The 16,492-nt window shown below is 67.0% G+C and carries 4 protein-coding genes; 1 reads left to right on the top strand and 3 read right to left on the bottom strand.

Annotated elements, in window-relative coordinates:
* Positions 1-97 precede the first annotated feature (97 nt).
* Entirely contained in the window at positions 98-2,419 is a 2,322-nt protein-coding gene (locus tag EDF57_RS04805) for an arylsulfatase (RefSeq protein ID WP_134093303.1), read from the top strand.
* Positions 2,420-2,586: 167 nt separating this feature from the next.
* On the opposite strand, the gene EDF57_RS04800 is transcribed toward EDF57_RS04805, so the two are convergent.
* The 3 genes from EDF57_RS04800 to EDF57_RS04790 all read right to left on the bottom strand — a co-directional run bounded on the left by EDF57_RS04800 (position 2,587) and on the right by EDF57_RS04790 (position 16,322).
* Complete coding sequence (locus EDF57_RS04800; RefSeq protein ID WP_208324793.1) at positions 2,587-3,837, bottom strand: BamA/TamA family outer membrane protein; 1,251 nt, start codon at positions 3,835-3,837, stop codon at positions 2,587-2,589.
* A 99-nt stretch (positions 3,838-3,936) separates the two neighbouring features.
* Positions 3,937-5,673, bottom strand: a complete 1,737-nt coding sequence (locus EDF57_RS04795; protein ID WP_166675179.1) for a ShlB/FhaC/HecB family hemolysin secretion/activation protein — start codon at positions 5,671-5,673, stop codon at positions 3,937-3,939.
* 38 nt (positions 5,674-5,711) lie between these two features.
* Positions 5,712-16,322, bottom strand: a complete 10,611-nt coding sequence (locus EDF57_RS04790; RefSeq protein WP_134093301.1) for a YDG domain-containing protein — start codon at positions 16,320-16,322, stop codon at positions 5,712-5,714.
* Positions 16,323-16,492: the final 170 nt, after the last annotated feature.

Here is a 16,492-nt window from a genome sequence, read left to right as displayed (position 1 = left end):
GGCGCGTCACATGTTCCTGTCGGGGCGCGTTTCGCGCCCGCCCGGCAAAGCGCGGCAGCGCGGCATGATTAGCGACCCCACGTGAAGGAGACTGGCTGTGGCCCAGAAGGAATTCAAAGGCGTCATCAAGCTCGATATCAGGGATTCGAAGGCGGACTGGGAGCCATTCCTGCCGCCCAAGGCGCCGGAAGGGGCACCGAACGTTCTGATCGTGCTCTACGACGATACCGGCCAGGCCGCGTGGCAGCCTTATGGTGGCGCCATCAACATGCCCACGCTGCAGAAGCTGGCCGACAACGGGCTGACCTACACGCAGTGGCACACCACCGCGCTGTGCTCGCCCACCCGCTCCTGCTTCCTGACGGGGCGCAACCATCACCTGAACGCCATGTCCTGTATTACCGAGGGCGCCAACGGCTTCCCCGGCTGGAGCGGCCGCCTGCCGCATGACTGCATGTCGGTCGGCTACATGCTCCAGGAAAACGGCTACAGCACCTTCTGGCTGGGCAAGGAGCACAACATCCCTGAGCAGGACATCTGCTCGGGCGGGCCACGCTCGGAATGGCCGCTCCAGCAGGGCTTCGACCGCTTCTACGGCTTCCTCGGCGGCGAGACCAACAACTGGTATCCCGACCTGACCGAGGACAACCATTTCATCGACCAGCCCTATCTGCCCGAGGACGGCTATCACCTGTCCAAGGATCTGGCCGACCAGGCCATGCAGATGATCCGCGACCAGAAGGCCAGCAACCCCTCCAAGCCCTGGTTCATGTGGCTCTGCCCCGGCGCCAATCACGCCCCGCACCATTCCCCCAAGGAATATGCCGACAAGTACAAGGGTAAGTTCGACGACGGCTACGACGCCTATCGCAAGTGGGTTGTCCCCCGGATGATCGAGAAGGGCCTGCTGCCCGCCGACACCAAGCTGGAAGACTTCAATCCGATCCCCAAGGACCAGGCCAATCCGGCCGACTACGTCCGCCCGTGGGACGAACTCAACGACAAGGAAAAGCGCCTCTTCTCGCGCATGGCCGAAGTCTACGCCGGCATGTCGGAATATACCGATGCTCAGATCGGCAGGCTGATCGACTACCTCGAACAGAGCGGCCAGCTTGAAAACACCATCGTCCTCTACTGCGCAGACAACGGCGCATCGGGCGAAGGCGGTCCGAACGGTTCGGTCAACGAGAACAAGTTCTTCAACAACTATCCCGACTCGCTCGAAGAGAACCTCAAGTACCTGGACGTGCTGGGCGGGCCGGAAACCTACAATCACTATCCCACCGGCTGGGCAGCGGCCTTCTCGGCGCCGTACAAGATGTTCAAGCGCTATTCGGAATATGCCGGCGGCACCGCCTGCCCGATGATCATCTCCTGGCCGAAGGGCATCAAGGCCAAGGGCGAAGTGCGCAACCAGTACCACCACGCGGTGGACCTGGTGCCGACCATCCTGGACTGCATCGGCATCGAGATGCCCGAGACTTTCCGCGGTGTGAAGCAGCACCCGATTTCCGGCGTGTCGATGAAGTACAGCTTCGAGGCGGACGGACCGACCCGCAAGAAGCGCCAGTACTACGCCATGCTCGGCACCCGTGGCATGTGGGAAGACGGCTGGAAGGCCGCCGCCATCCATGCGCCGCTGACCGGCAAGGGCAATTTCGACAAGGACGAGTGGGAACTCTACCATGTCGAGAAGGACCGCTCGGAATCGATCAACCTCGCCAAGGAGCATCCCGAAAAGCTGGACGCGCTGATCAAGGCCTGGTTCGAGGAAGCAGAGGCCAACAACGTCCTCCCGCTCGACGACCGCAGCGCGGCCGAACTGCTCGGGATGGAACGCCCAACCACCGAAGCGCCGCGTGAACGCTACGTCTACTATCCGGGCACCGCGCCCGTACCGGAAGGCGTTGCCGTGAACGTGCGTGGGCGCAACTACAAGATCATCGCCGATGTCGAAGTGACCGACAGCACCGAAGGCGTGATCTTCGCCCATGGCTCACGCTTTGGCGGGCACTCGCTGTTCATCAAGGACGGCAAGCTGCACTACGTCTACAACTTCCTGGGCATCAAGCCCGAACAGAAGTTCATCTCGGACAAGCTCACCCCCGGCAAGTATTCGCTGGGCATGGAGTTCATCCGCGAGAAGGCAGGCGAGAACGGAGAGTCGCTGGGCAAGACCACGCTCTACGTCAACGAGCAGGCCGTGGACTCGGGCGACATGAAGACCCAGCTCGGCAAGTTCACGCTGTCCGGCGACGGTCTCTGCGTCGGACGCGACAGCGGCGACGCGGTCAGCGAGGAATACAGCTCGCCGGGCGAGTTCAAGAACGGCAGGATCTACGGCGTCGGTGTATCCGTTGAAAAGGAACAATACATCGATCTGGAAAAGCTCGCCGCGGCAGCGATGGCGGTCGACTGACCCTTCGCGACCGATCGGACCAAAGGATGGATGGGAGCCTTGCGCTCCCATCCATTTTTTTTGTACCCGCCATCCGGCGTGCTGCGACTGCAGCGAGTCTGTCCGAAGGGCGCGCGGCCGCATTCAGCGCGAATCGCTACCCGAACAGGAAGCCGAGCCGGCCACGATCAATCCAGGTTGAATGCCCAGGCATGGCCGAACTGGAGGTAGAACACCGCGCCCGAGGGACCATAGGCCACGTCGATACCGGCATCGAGACCCAGCTTTCGGGCGATCCGATAGCGGAAGCCGCCCCCGCCGGCGATCTTCGCACCGGAATCGTCGAAGATCCGCGCCCCGCCCGCATCGGTGAAGCCCAGCCCCGCAAAGCCCAGCAGCGCCCAGCGGGGGCTGATCTGGCGGGTTATTTCCAGCTCCGTGCTCACGGCCGTCTCGCCCTGGTAGCGCCGCGCCTCGATGCCCCGCAAGTTGATCGAGGACGCGAAGTAGACCGGATAGTGCCCCCGGATCGCATCGACTTCCACTTTCGCCCCCAACCGCCATTCGGGCGAGAGCTTGTGGAAGCCATAGCCGTGCACGTCGTAGATCTGGAAGTCCCGGTCGCTGCCGAAGGCGCCGTCGTTGAACTTGCCTTCGGCGTAGATGTTCAAGCCCTCGGTGGGGGTCATGGCATTGTCGCGGCTGTCGAAATGGACCCCAAACCCGAGCGCGCCGGTCTTGAGCTTGCGCTCGAAGTCGGAGAAGCGCTCGGGCAGATCCTCGATGTCGAGGTCTATGCGCGAGTGCAGCTTGCGGAAATCGAACAGCGGGCCGAGCGAGAAGCGCGAATCCGCAAGGTGCAGCCGCACCGAGGCGAGCGCGCCGTAATCGTACTTGTTGGTATATTCGAGGCCGGACGGCAGGATGTCCGGATAGGCCTTCAGCGTCACTTTGCCGCGCCCCACGCCGAACTTGTAGCTGACCCTGTCATCGAAAGCCGACCCGGACTGGAAATAGCCGTAGCCATAGGAGCCGTTGCCGGTCTTCACCGCCCCCAGCATCCGGCGCGTGGTGCGCTTGGGATCGTCCTTGTTCACGGTGATGAACTGCGCGACCACGCCGAAGCCGCCGTCCACCGCCGGCTCGGTGATGATGACCGGCATGGGGAAGAACCCGCCCTTTGCCAGGAAATTGGAGAAATCGAGCTTGCCGTCGGTCTCGTCGAAGAAGTTGCGGTGAAACTTCGATTCCTTCTTCACCGGCGGTGCTTGCGAAGGGTCGGGGGGACCGACGGGCTCGGCGGAAGGCGCAGGCGGCGCGGGGACGGGCGCTGGAGGCGCTGGAGCGGGATCGCCCGCCTCCTGCGCCAGGGCGCCGGGCGCGGGCAGGGCAAGGGCCGCCAGGGCGGCGATCGAGAACGCGCGGGGGCTCAGTCTCATAGGCGCATGACTCCCTGTCGGACCATAAAATCCTGCAGGATCATCGGCAGAACCACTGCCGCCGGCCATCGGTAGAAGCCTGTAGAAACGCGCCTGAAGTTAGAACCCCACGGTGGCCATCACTGCCAGCCGGGTATCGCGGTCCCGCGCGAAGGGCGCCTTCTGCAGCTGGTGGCCCAGGTCCACTTCCAGGTCGAGGTAGCGGCCGAGCGTGTAGTGGACCTTGCCGCCCACGCTCACCAGTTCGGCATTCTTGGGCGAATCCGGCAGGCGGCGCTGCTGCCAGACCTTGCCGTAATCGACGAAGAGGCCAAGCTGCATCTGGTCGGTCAGCGAACCGCTGCCGGAAATCACCGAGAAGGCCGGCGCATTGAGTTCGGTCTTGAGCAGGAAGCCCTCGCTGCCCAGCGCCGTATTGGGATCGTAGCCGCGCACGCTGCCGAGGCCGCCGGCCGCCAGTTGCTCGCTATAGGGCAGGTTGCTGGTGGCGAACTGCGCCATGCCGCGCAGCACCCAGCTCATGCGGTAGGGCAGCCAGGTGGTGCGGGTAACGGAAATGCGGTCATAGGCATAAGTCGCCTTGGCATAAGGCACCAGTTGCTGGAGATCGGCATCGTGGTTGTAGCGGGTCACCCCGCCGGGCGAGAACACCATCTGGTTCTCGATCACCGTCTGGCCCAGCCGGTCGTCCACGGTGCCGGTGAAGACCACCGGGAGCTGGAAAACCTCCACCGCCGTATCGAGCACGCGGAAGCCCAGGAACTCCAGGTTATTGTCCGCCCGCTTGTAGTCGATGCCCAGCTGCATGCTGCTCCTGAGCGCGCCGCTGCGCGGCAGGTCGTGGACGAAGCGGGCGCTGACCTGCCCGGAATGGCCCTTGCTGTCGAACAGGTCGGCGATCTTCGGCTTCTGGGTGGCATAAGCGCCGAACACCAGCAGCTTGTCGTTCGGGGAGAGCGGAATGACGTCGCTGGCCGAATGCGAGGTATAGCGGCCTTCGAAGCTGCGGGTGAACTGGTAGGACAGGATCTGCCCGGTGCCCAGCACGTTGCCCCAGTTGAAACCGACGAACCATTCGTCCCTGCCGAGCGTGGCGACGCCCTGGTTGTCATAGCCGCCATAGACGCGCAGCGGCAGCCGGTCATGCGCTTCCAGCACCAGGTCGGTCGTGCCCGTGCCCCGTCCGGGCCGCAGCACCCCGTCCACGGTGAGGAAGGAGTTCTGGTTGTAATCGTCCAGCGCCTCGCGCAGGCGCGGCAGGGTGAGCACTTCCCCGGGATCGAGGTCGCTCATGCCGCGGATCAGCCGGGTGGAGAAATGGCGGTTGCCGGTCACTTCGATGGCGCCGACGCGGTATTCGGTGACGACCACCTGCACCACGCCGCTCTGCACGTTCTGCGGCGGCACGCTGACGTCCACGAAAGGATGCTCGGTGGCGCGGTAGGTGTCCTGGACGATGCGGACCACGGCGTCGAGATCGGCGCGGGTCAGCGGTCGGCCGAGGTAGGGGCGCACTGCCGCATCGAAGGCCGGACCGGCCAGCAGCGGCAGGCCGCGCACGGAAATGCCGCTTTCCGCACCCTCCGGGGCGATCCCGGCAGGTTGCAGCGCGCCCGGTCCATCGACGAAGACCAGCCCGCGCAACAGCGGCAGGATCGGCGTGGCGTCCGCAGGGGGCGGCGGGGTTTCGGGCGGCACGGGCACTTCGGGCGTGGCGGGGAGCGGCGGGGCCTTGGGCAGGCGCCGCTCGAAGTCCTGCGCCGCGGCCGTGGCGGGCAGCAGGGCGGCTCCGGTCAGCAAGGCCACCCCGGCCAGAAGGGCGGCAGGCGCCGTCACGGCCCGCGCGGACCGGCTTCGCAATATCGTGGATCGCATCATTGTCCCCCCATGCCGCCCGGTTCGCCCAGTTCTATCGCCGCAGGCGGCGCTTCGTAGCGGATACGCACTTCCATGCTGCCGCCGCCGCGCGCCAGGATCTGCTCGCTGGAATTGAGCACCGTGCTGCGCTTGGCCACCAGCCAGCCGTCCGCCGTCAGGACCACGCCGCCCGGATCGAGGATGCTGGGCATCGCCGCGAAGGCCTGGGTATGGGCCTGGTAGCGCGGGAAGACGCTGGGATAGACCACGTAGAAGCGCGGGAACGCTCCCGCCGCGAAGCGGGCCAGGTCAGGCGGTTCGGGCAGGCAGGATGCGAGCGAGGTGCAGTTGAACGGCGGGCGGATCGTGCCCGGCCCTTCGGCGCTGTCCGGCAGGTTGTAGTTCGACAGCAGCGTACCGCTATCGGCCAGGTAGTCCGACGGGGAGAGCAGCGCGGTCACCTGGTGGCGGCCGGGCGAAGCCTCCGCATAAGTGCCGGAAGCCTGGGTGATCGTCGCCCCTTCCCCGGCCGCGAAGCCGGTGATCGTGTAATAGCTGGGTACGAGCTGGGCATCGGTGGTGCCGTCCCAGGCCTTGGTGGGATTGCCGGTGATCGCCACCGTCAGGTCCGCGCGGGAGATGGTGCCCGTGCCCGAGGCCAGGGTCGGCAGGACATAGTTCGCCAGCAGGGTGCCGCTGTTCGGGCTGAAATCACCCTGTGCCAGCGCGGCGGTGACGGTGTGCGGCCCGGCATTGGGACCGTCGTAGAGCCCCTGGCCCTGCGTGATGCTGGCGCCCTCGCCCGCGACGAAGCCGGTGAGGGCATAGTTGGCGCTCGTCAGGCGGGCGACGGTGGTGCCGTCGTAGGCGCGGCTGGGGTTGCCGACGATGGCGGCGGTCAGCACCGCGCGTTCGATGTTGCCCGCACCGCTGGCGCTGGTCGGCAAGGCATAGTTGGACAGCAGCGTGCCGGACTGGGCGGTGAAGTCGGTTTCGGAAAGCAGTGCGGTCACGATCCGCGCCCCGGCATTGGCACTGTCGTAGCGGCCCTGCGCCTGGGTTACGCTGGCCCCGTCGCTGCCGACGAAGCCGGTGAGCAGGTAGTTGCCGGGGGTGAGGCCGATGCCGGTGGTGCCGTCGTAAGTGCGGGTGGGATTGCCGATGATCGCGGCCGTCAGCACGGCCCGCGCGATCGTGCCCGGCCCGCTGGCGCTGGTCGGCAGGATGTAGTTGGACAGCAGCGTGCCGGACTGGGCGGTGAAGTCCGCCGTGCCCAGACCGGCAGTCACGGTCCAGAGGCCCGCGTTCACGCCTGCATAAGTGCCCACGGTCTGCGTCACCGCGGCGCCCTCTCCCGGTGCGAAACCGGCCAGGGCATAGTTTGCCCCGGTCAGTGTGGCGGCATTGGTGCCATCGTAGGGCTTGGTGGGATTGCCCACGATGGCGGCCGAGAGCACCGCCCGCTCGATAGTGCCCAGCCCCGCTGCCGTGGTCGGCAGCAGGTAGTTCGAAAGGACCGTGCCCGCCCCTGCCGCGAAGTCCCCGCTGCCTAGCATCGCCGTCACCAGGTGGATGCCGGCATTGGCATCGGCGTATGTGCCCGAAGTCGCGGTGACCGTGGCGCTTTCGCTGCCGATGAAGCCGGTGAGCAGGAAGTTGCCCGGCGTGAGCAGGGCCGCCGTGGAACCGTCATAGGTCTTGGTGGGATTGCCGACGATCGCCGCCGAGAGCACGGCCTGGTTGATGGTGCCCGCCCCGCTCGCGCTGGCGGGCAGCACGTAGTTCAGCAACGACGTGCCGCTGTTCGCCACGAAGTCGGCGCTGCCGAGCGCGGCGGTGACGGTGCGCGCGCCGGCATTGGCGCTGTCGTAAGTGCCGACCGTCTCGGTCACCGTGGCGCCCTGCCCGGCGATGAAGCCGGTGAGCGCATAGTTGGCGCTCGTCAGGCTGGCAGCCGTGGTCGCGTCGTAGACCTTGGTGGGATTGCCGAGGATGGTGGCGGTCAGCACGGCGCGTTCGATCAGGCCGATGCCGGTGGCCTGGGTGGGCAGGATGTAGTTGTCGAGCAAAGTGTTCGACTGGGGCGCGAAGTCCCCCGCGCCGAGCGTGGCGGTGATCTGGCGGAACCCGGCATCGGGCGCAGCGAACGTGCCGCTGGCCTGCGTCACCGCGGCGCCCTCGCCCACGGCGAAGCCCGTCATCTGGTAATTGCCCGGAACCAGCGTGATCAGCGTCGTGCCGTCATAGGTCTTGACCGGAATGCCGACGATGGAAGCCGCCAGCGTGGCCTTCCCTATCAGCCCCGCGCCCGTAGCGCTGGCCGGCAGGACGTAGTTGTCCAGCAGCGTACCGGCGCCGGCAACGAAGTCTCCCGCCGCCAGGCTGGCCGTGACGGTGCGCGCACCGGCGTTGGGGCTGTCGTAGACACCGATGCTGCGCGTCACGCTGGCGCTCTCTCCGGTGACGAAGCCGGTGAGTGCGTAGTTGCCGCTGGTCAGCCGGGCGGCGGCGTTGCCGTCATAGACTTTGGTGGGCGTGCCGACGATGGCGGCCGAAAGCACGGCGCGGTCGATGGTGCCGAGGCCGGCGGCCTCCACCGGCAGGACGTAGTTGGCAAGGTCCGTGCCGGCCCCGGCGACAAAGTCCCCGCTGCCGAGCAGGGCGGTGACCAGTCGGGTGCCCGCATTGGCGCTGCCATAGGTGCCCAGCGCCTGCGTGATGCTGGCGCTTTCACCCGAGACGAAGCCGGTCAGCTGGTAGTTGCCGGAGGCCAGCGTGGCCAGGGTGGTGCCGTCGTATGTCTTGGTGGGATTGCCGACGATCACGGCGGAAAGCGTGGCCTGCCCGATGGTGCCCGCGCCGCTGGCGCCGAGCGGCAGGACGTAGTTCGACAGCAGGGTGCCGGAATTGGCCGTGAAGTCCCCGCTGCCCAGCACGGCGGTGACGGTGCGTGCGCCGGCATTGGCGCTGTCGTAAGCGCCGATGGCCTGCGTGACGCTGGCGCCTTCGCCGGTGACGAACCCGGTGAGCTGGTAATTGGCACCGGTGAGGGCCGCCACCGTGTTGCCGTCATAGGTCTTGGTGGGATTGCCGACGATCGCCGCCGAGAGCACGGCCTGGTTGATGGTGCCCGCGCCGCTCGCGGTGGTCGGCAGGATGTAGTTGGCGAGAAGCGTGCCCGAACCGGCGACGAAGTCACTGTTGGCGAGGTCTGCGGTGACGGTGCGCGCGCCGGCATTGGCGCTGTCGTACCGCCCCGATGCCTGCGTTACCGTGGCGCTTTCGCTGCCCATGAAGCCGGTGAGCTGGTAGTTGGCCGTGCCCAGGATGGCGGCAATGGTACCGTCGTACGTCTTGGTGGGATTGCCGACGATCGAGATGCCCAGCAAGGCCGGGTTGATCGTGCCGTCGCCGCTCGCGCTTGTCGCCAGCACGTAGTTGGAGAGCAGCGTCCCGCTGTTGGCGTCGTAATTGCCGGCGAGCAGCGCAGCGGTAATCGTGCTGATCCCGGCATTGGCGCTGGCATAGGCGCCCTGGGTCTGGTTGATCGTCGCGCCCTCTCCGGTGACGAAGCCGGTGATCTGGTAATTGCCCGCGGCCAGTGTCGCGGCGATCGTGCCGTCATAAGTCTTGGTGGGATTGCCGATGATCGAGACGTTCAGTGTGGCCGGGGTGATCGTGCCGATGGGCTGGGCCAGGACCGTGCCGGAAATGCTGTAGTTGGCAGCGTCGCCGCCTGCGAGCCCCAGCCCCATCAGCGAGACGCTGATGCCGCTCGCCACGTTCCTGTCGGCGTATTCGCCGGTGATCCCGGCCGTATTGACGGTCACGTCATCGCCCGAGACCACGCCGGTCAGGGTGTAGGCGGAAGACAGCGTCGGCAGCGTCACGTTGCCGTCATAGGTCTTGGTCACCCCGACCAGCTGGATCTGTGCCTGGGTGATGTCCGCCGAAAGGCCGGTAGGCTGCACCAGCACGTAGTTTCCGAAGTCATCGGCGAGAGCATAGCCGAAGGCGGTCACCGGAATGTCGGTGCCGACGTTGCGGCTGTCGAACGTGCCCGCCGCCCCCGTGGAGACCAGTGAGACGGTGTCTCCGCTCACGACATTGACCAGCGCGGCATTCGTGCTGTTCAGCGTGGCGGCGGTGGTGCCGTCGTAGACCTTGTCGTTCGCCACGACCCCGCTGATCGTCAGTACGCGCTGATCGATCGTGCCCGCGCCGCTGGCGGAGACAGGCAGGACGTAGTTGGACAGCAGCGTGGCGCCGGTGGCCGAGAAGTCCCCGCTGCCGAGCACAGCGGTGACCGTGCGTGCGCCCGCATTGGCGCTGTCGTAGAGGCCGCCGGTCTGCGTCACCGTCGCGCCCTCGCCCGCGACGAAGCCGTTGAGCTGGTAGTTCGCGGAAGTCAGGGTGGCCAGGTTGTTGCCGTCATAGGTCTTGGTGGGATTGCCGATGATCGCCGCCGTCAGCTGGGCCTGCGTGATCGTGCCGATGGGGCCGGTCACATCGTTGCTGACGACATAATTGCCCGCGCTGGCACCTGACAGGGCGAGATTGCGGACCGTCACCGACATGCCCGAGCCGACATTGGCACCGGCATTATATTGGCCCGAGACGCCCGAGGTGTCGGCATTGACGGTGTCGCCGGTCAGGACCCCGGTGAAGCTGTAGCCGGTGGAAGCAGAGGGCAGCGCCGTGGTGCCGTCATAGACCTTGGTCACGGAAGCCAGGATGATCTGCAGCGGATTGATCCGGGCGGTGAGGCCCTGGGCCTGCACCAGGTTGTAATTGCCCGCATCGGCCCCGGAAACCGTGTAGCCGCTAGTCGTCACGTTCCAGAAGCCGGCGTTGGCGGTGGGATTGCCCGCGCCGTCCACGAAAGTGCCGGTGCTGGCGGCGGTGTCCAGGACGACCACGTCGCTGCCGAGCACGCCGCTGAGGCCGGTGCCGTTGTTGTCCAGCGTGGCGAGCGCGCTCTGGTTGTACGTCTTGTCCAGCGCGGTCGCGCCGATCACGTTGAGGGTTGCGGGCGTGATCGTGCCGATGGCGGCATTGGTCACGCTGGATGCGATCGTGTAGTTCAGCGCATCGGTGCCGGTGATGGCAAGGCCGGACAGCGTCACCAGCTTGCCGGTGCCCACGTTCTTGTTATCGTAATTGCCCGAGATGCCGGCGGCATCGACGCTCACCGTATCTCCCGCGATGACACCCGAAAGCGTGTAGGCGCTGCCCACGGTGGGAAGGCCGGTCGTGGCATCGTAGACCCGCGTGACGGAGGCAAGCTGGATCGTCGCTTCGGTGATGTCCGCCGCAAGGCCTACAGGCTGCAGCACGATGTAGTTCGCCGCATCGGTCCCGGCGGCGGTGTAGCCGGTGGCCGTGACCGGAATGTCGATGCCCACGTTCTTGGTGGCGAACTGCCCGCTTGCGCCGCTGGAAACCAGCGTGACGACATCGCTGCCGAGAATGCCCGTCAGCGAGCCCAGCGAACTGTCCAGCCCGGCCAGCGTGGTGCCGTCATAGACTTTGTCCAGCGCGGAAATGCCCACCACCTGCAGGCTGGCCGGCGTGATCGTCCCCGCACCGGAGGCGGAAACCGGCAGGATGTAGTTGGCAAGCTGGGTGCCTGCCCCGGCGGTGAAGTCGCCCGCGCCCAGCGTGGCCGTGACCACCCGCGCGCCGACGTTCTTGCTGTCGTAGGAGCCCAGGGCCTGCGTCACGTCCGCGCTCTCGCCCGCCACGAAGCCGCTGAGGCTGTAATTGGCGGTGGTCAGCGTGGCGGCCGTGGTGGCGTCGTAGACCTTGGTGGGATTGCCGATGATGATCGCGCTCAGCGCCGCCTGGGTGATCGTGCCGGGCCCGGAAATGCTGGTGGGCAGGACATAGTTGGACAGCAGCGTACCGGCGTTGGCCCTGAAGTCCGACACCACCAGCGTGGCGGTGACGGTGCGCGCGCCCGCGTTGGCACTGTCGTAAGCGGCCCCCGCGGACTGCGCGATCGTGCCGCCCTCTCCGGTGATGAAGCCCGAAAGCGCATAGTTGGCGGCGGTCAGCGAGACCTGGGTGGTGCCGTCGTAAGTCTTGGTCGGATTGCCGACGATGCTCCCGGTCAGCGCCAGCGGATTGATGTCCGCCGTGAGCCCCGAGGGCTGCGAAAGCGTGTAGTTCCCCGCCTGCGCGCCCGAGATGCCGTATCCGCCCACGTTGACGCGCAAGTCCGTGCCGACGTTGGACTGGAGGAAGGCCGCCGAGGAACTGCCGCCGTCCAGCGCCACGTCGTCCCCCGCCAACACGCCCGAGAGCGTCGCCGCGCCCGAGAGCGTGGCGGCGGTGGTGCCGTCGTAGAACTTGTCGAGCGCGGTGAGGTTGGCAATGGTCAGCCCGCGCGGGGTGATATTGGCCACCAGGCCGCTGGGCTGGAACAGGGTGTAATTACCCACGTCCGCCCCGGCCACCGTGTAGCCCGAGGCCGTCACCGCGATGCCGTTGCCGACATTGGCCGTGGCGAACGTGCCGGTGGAGGCCGATGGGTCCAGCGTGACGTCATCGCCGGTAACCAGCCCGTACAGCGTCGCCGTCCCGGCCAGCTGCGCCAGCGTCGTCTGGTCGTAGACCTTGTTCTGGGCGCTGATGCCCAGCACGTTCAGCGGCGCGGGCGTGATCGTGCCGGGGCCCACCGCCTCGGTGGGCAGGGCATAGTTGGTCAGCAGCGTGTTCGCCCCGGCCACGAACTCCGATGCCGAAGCCAGTGCAACCAGGATCGAGCGCGCACCGGCATTGCGGCTGTCATAATTACCCACGCGGGACAGCACGGAAATGCTCTCGCCGCTGACCAGACCGGAAATCGCGAAGTTGCCGGAGGTAAGCCCGATCCGCGTGGTGCCGTTGTAGACGCGCGTGGGGTTGCCGATCACGCTGGCCGTCAGCGGCGCACGCAGGATCGTGCCGATGCCGGTGGCCTCGGTGGGCAGGGTATAGTTGGCGAGGTTGGTGTTGGCGAAGGGATCGAAGTCGGTCGGCGCAAGCTGCACGGTCACCGCCTGCGGCCCGGCATTGGCACTGCCATATTCGCCCACCGTCTGGGTGATCGTGGCCCCTTCGCCGGCGATGAAGCCGCTCAGCGTGTAGTCGGCGGGGGTCAGCATGGCGATGGTATTGCCGTCGTAGACCTTGGTGGGATTGCCGGTGATGTCGACGACGATCACGCCCGGGCCAAGGTTGCGCCGCACGATGGTGCCAAGGCCGGTGACCGGCGAAGGGATGATGTAGTTCGACAGCAATGTGCCGGGATCGGTGGTGAAATTGCTGGCGTCGAGATTGGCCGAAACCGTCCAGATCCCGGCGTTGGACGAGGAATAGGTGCCCTGGCTCTGCGTGACTGTCCCGCCTTCCCCGGTGACCCAGCCGTCCACCTGGAAGTTCGATGGCCCCAGAGAGGCATTGGCATTGCCGTCGTAGGTCTTGGTGGGATTGCCGATGATGGTGATGTTCAAGGGCGCGGGGGTGATCTCGCCCTGGATCGCACCCACCGTGGGCAGGCTGTAGTTCGACAGCAGGGTATTCGGCCCTGCCACGTAGTCCGACGGGCTGAGCGAGACGGCGATGTCCCAGATGCCGACGTTCTTGGAGGCATAGTCCAGCGCGGAGGCCTGATTCAGCGTGATGGACTCGCCGGAAACGAGATTGCCCAGCGCCACTTGCGAGGATGTCACGACGGCGGAGGTCGACCCGTCGTAAACCTTGGTCGGCATGCCGCTGCCGGTTACCGACAGCGGACGCGGCGTGATCGCGGCGCTCAGCGTGGACGAGAAGCTGAGGTCGTAATTGCCCGCATCGGCCCCGCTCAGGCTGAGGCCGTCGATCGTCACCGGAATGCCCGTGCCGACGTTCTTGGTGGCGAAAGTGATCTGCGCGCCCGGACCGGCGACGGGAATGATGTCGTCCCCCGCGAAGAGGCCGGAAACCTGGAGGCCGCCCGTGTTGACGCTGCCGAACAGCGTACCGTCGTAGACTTTGTCGTTGGCGGTGAGCCCGGACACCACCAGCGCGGCGCGGGTGATGTTGGCAGCCAGCCCGCTCGGCTGCGCCACCACGTAGTTCCCCGCGTCCGCGCCGCTCAGTACGACGCCGGTGGCCGTCACTGCGATCGCATTGCCCACGTTCTTGCTCGCAAAGACCCCGCTCGAACCGGAGAAGTCCAGCGTCACGTCATCGCTGCCCACCACGCCGAAGATCGTGGCGGAGCCGGTGTTCAGCACGGCCGCCGTGGTGCTGTCGTAGACCTTGTCGTCCGCCACGATCCCGCTGACGATCAGCGAGGCCGGGTCGATCTGCCCCGCGCCGGTGCCGATGGTGGGCAGGATGTAGTTCGACAGGCTGGTCCCTGCCCCGGCGGTGAAGTTGGGCGCCGCGAAGGTGGCATTCACGGTGCGAGCACCGGCATCGGGCGCATCGTAGGCCGCCGTGGCGGCGGCGCCGACGGCGATGGACTCTCCGGCCGCCACCCCGGTCAGCTGGAAATTGGCCGAAGTGAGAGAAACCGCCGTCGTGGCGTTGTAGGTCTTGGTGGGATTGCCGATGATCGCCGCGGTCAGCGCCATGCGGTTGATCGTGCCCGTTGCGGCCGTGACGCTGGGCGTCGCCACGGCATAGCCGAAGACGGGAATGCCGCCGTGGGTCGCTTCGAAATTGGTGGCGGTAACGGCAATGCCGGTGGCGGCGTTCTTGTCCGCATACGTACCGTCCAACGTCCAGTCGTCGCTATTGATGAGGCCGGTGACGGTGACGTTGCCATCGTCGAGGAAGGCAGTGGTGGTGCCGTCGTAATCCTTCACTACCGGCCCCAGCGTGAAGCTCACGCTCGGCGCGGCGGTATAAAGCAGCCCATTGCCGCCTGCTGCCGGAGCCGTGCCGGCGGGCGCGGCATATTGATAGAAGTCCGGTATCAGGCCGCCCGTGCTGTCGGCGGCCGGGTCGCCCGAATAGACCAGCCAGTTCCCCCCCGCCGAAAGCGCGCCCGCACCGGCCTGGTTGATGAAGCTGCCCGTGGTCAGCGTCACGTTCCCGGTTGTCGCGGCAAGCTGCCCTGCGGCCGAAAGAGTGGTGGCTCCGGCCGCGCTGGCCGTCACGGCAGTGGCGGTGACGGCAGCGTTGACGCCAAGCGCATTGCCGGCGGTGAGCGTGACCGAGCCGCCGCCGGAAATGGGCTGGTCGACCGCGATGTCATTGAGCGCGTCGAGCGTCAGGCCGCCCGTGCCGGTCCAGATCACCGGAGCGGCCACGGTGATGTTGCCGCTGCCCCCGGTGCCGCCCGCCGTCGTCTGCTGCGTGACGTCGCTTCCGGCATTGAGCGAGGTGACGATCGTGGTCGCCGCCGCCGTATCGATCACGATGTCGTCGGGATCGAGCAGCCATTGCCCGCCGCGACCCGCCAGGATCGTCGCCGCGCCAAGCGTGAATGCGCGCCCGGATGTCTCCACCCTGCCCCCGCCCGCGCGCCCGCCTTCGGTGCCGTCTGCGCGGATCTCCGCGCCGCTTTCGATCCGGGTGACCTGGGCGATATCCTTCCCGCTCGCGAAGGCGGCCGTGCCCACCAGCACTTCGCCGCCGCGCGTTCCCGAGGCGTCGATAAGCGCGCCCGCCGCGATCTGCACCTGCTGTCCATTGACGCCGATCGTGCCGCCGCTGCCGTCGGCCGCCCTGGCCGCCAGCGTCCCGTCCACCACCACCGTGCCTGAAGGCGCCGTCAGCCACAGCTCGCCGTCGATCGTGGCCGTGCCGGTGGCCTGGACCAGGCCCTCGCGGTTGCCCGCCAGCGCGAAGACATTGCCGTTCGCCGCCTTGAGCGCGGCCGCAGCCGCCTCGATCCGGCCGGTCTGGGTCACGTCGCCGCCCGTGCCGGTCCCGGCTGCGTAGGAGACGTAAATCCCGTCCGCCTTGCCATCGGTGGTCGCCAGCAGCACGTCATCGGCCGCAGCCAGCGTCACGCGCCCGTTCGCCGCGGTGATAAGGCCGCTGTTGGTCACCGAGCGGGCGATGAGGACCACGCTGCCCTCGCCCTGACCGACGCCCGCGGTAATAGTGCCCTGGTTCTCGATCCCCCCTGCCGAAGTCCCGCGCGCGCGCAGCGCTCCGCCCGCCATGAAGGCCGCCGGATCGATCGCCCGCGTGGAGCCGACGAAACTGCCGCCCGTCAGCACTTTGCCGCCCGGTCCCACGATCATCCCGGCCGGGTTCATCAGGTAGACCGAGCCGCTGGCCGAAAGTGTGCCGTCTATGCGCGAGAGTTGCCCGCCCATCACCCGGTTGAGCGTGGCGCCCGCGGCATTGTCGATGCGGACCTTGCGGTCGGTGCCGATGGAAAAGTCGCCCCAGTCGATCACCGCCCGGTTGGAGCCCTGAGTGATCGTCATCGTCGTGCCGGCGACGGAGATCGTGCCCGATCCGCCCGTGAACACCCCGCCCGTCGGCAGCCCCGGCGCCTCGGCCAGGGCCGGTGCGGAGAGCAGCAGCGCCGGAGCCAGCAGCGGCAGGAGCATGGGCCGCAGGACGGGCCCCAGGACCGGCCCCAGGACCGGCCGAAGCCCTGCCGCGGGGAGCCGCCCCAGCGACGTGGTCCGGAGCATGTTCGAACGAATGCGTGCAGATCGGTGCATAAAACCTCGCTGCCCACCCGACTCGCTTGGTACGATCCGCCCGCCCCGCAGGACATCGGGGATTCCCCCTATTGGTTGGGGTAAATGTCGGAGAAGCGGATCAATTCACCGTGCCTGTAACCGCTGGAATTGGCCTCTTC

This window comes from Novosphingobium sp. PhB55 (assembly GCF_004368805.1).
Lineage (GTDB): Bacteria > Pseudomonadota > Alphaproteobacteria > Sphingomonadales > Sphingomonadaceae > Novosphingobium.
Note: the sequence above shows the minus strand (reverse complement) of the source record. Positions and strands in the feature narration are given on the sequence as shown.

Excerpts from the sequence above, each read along its gene's own strand:
- EDF57_RS04800 (WP_208324793.1), bottom strand. The coding sequence starts at position 3,837 with ATGAGACTGAGCCCCCGCGCGTTCTCGATCGCCGCCCTGGCGGCCCTT.
- EDF57_RS04790 (WP_134093301.1), bottom strand. The coding sequence starts at position 16,322 with ATGCTCCGGACCACGTCGCTGGGGCGGCTCCCCGCGGCAGGGCTTCGG.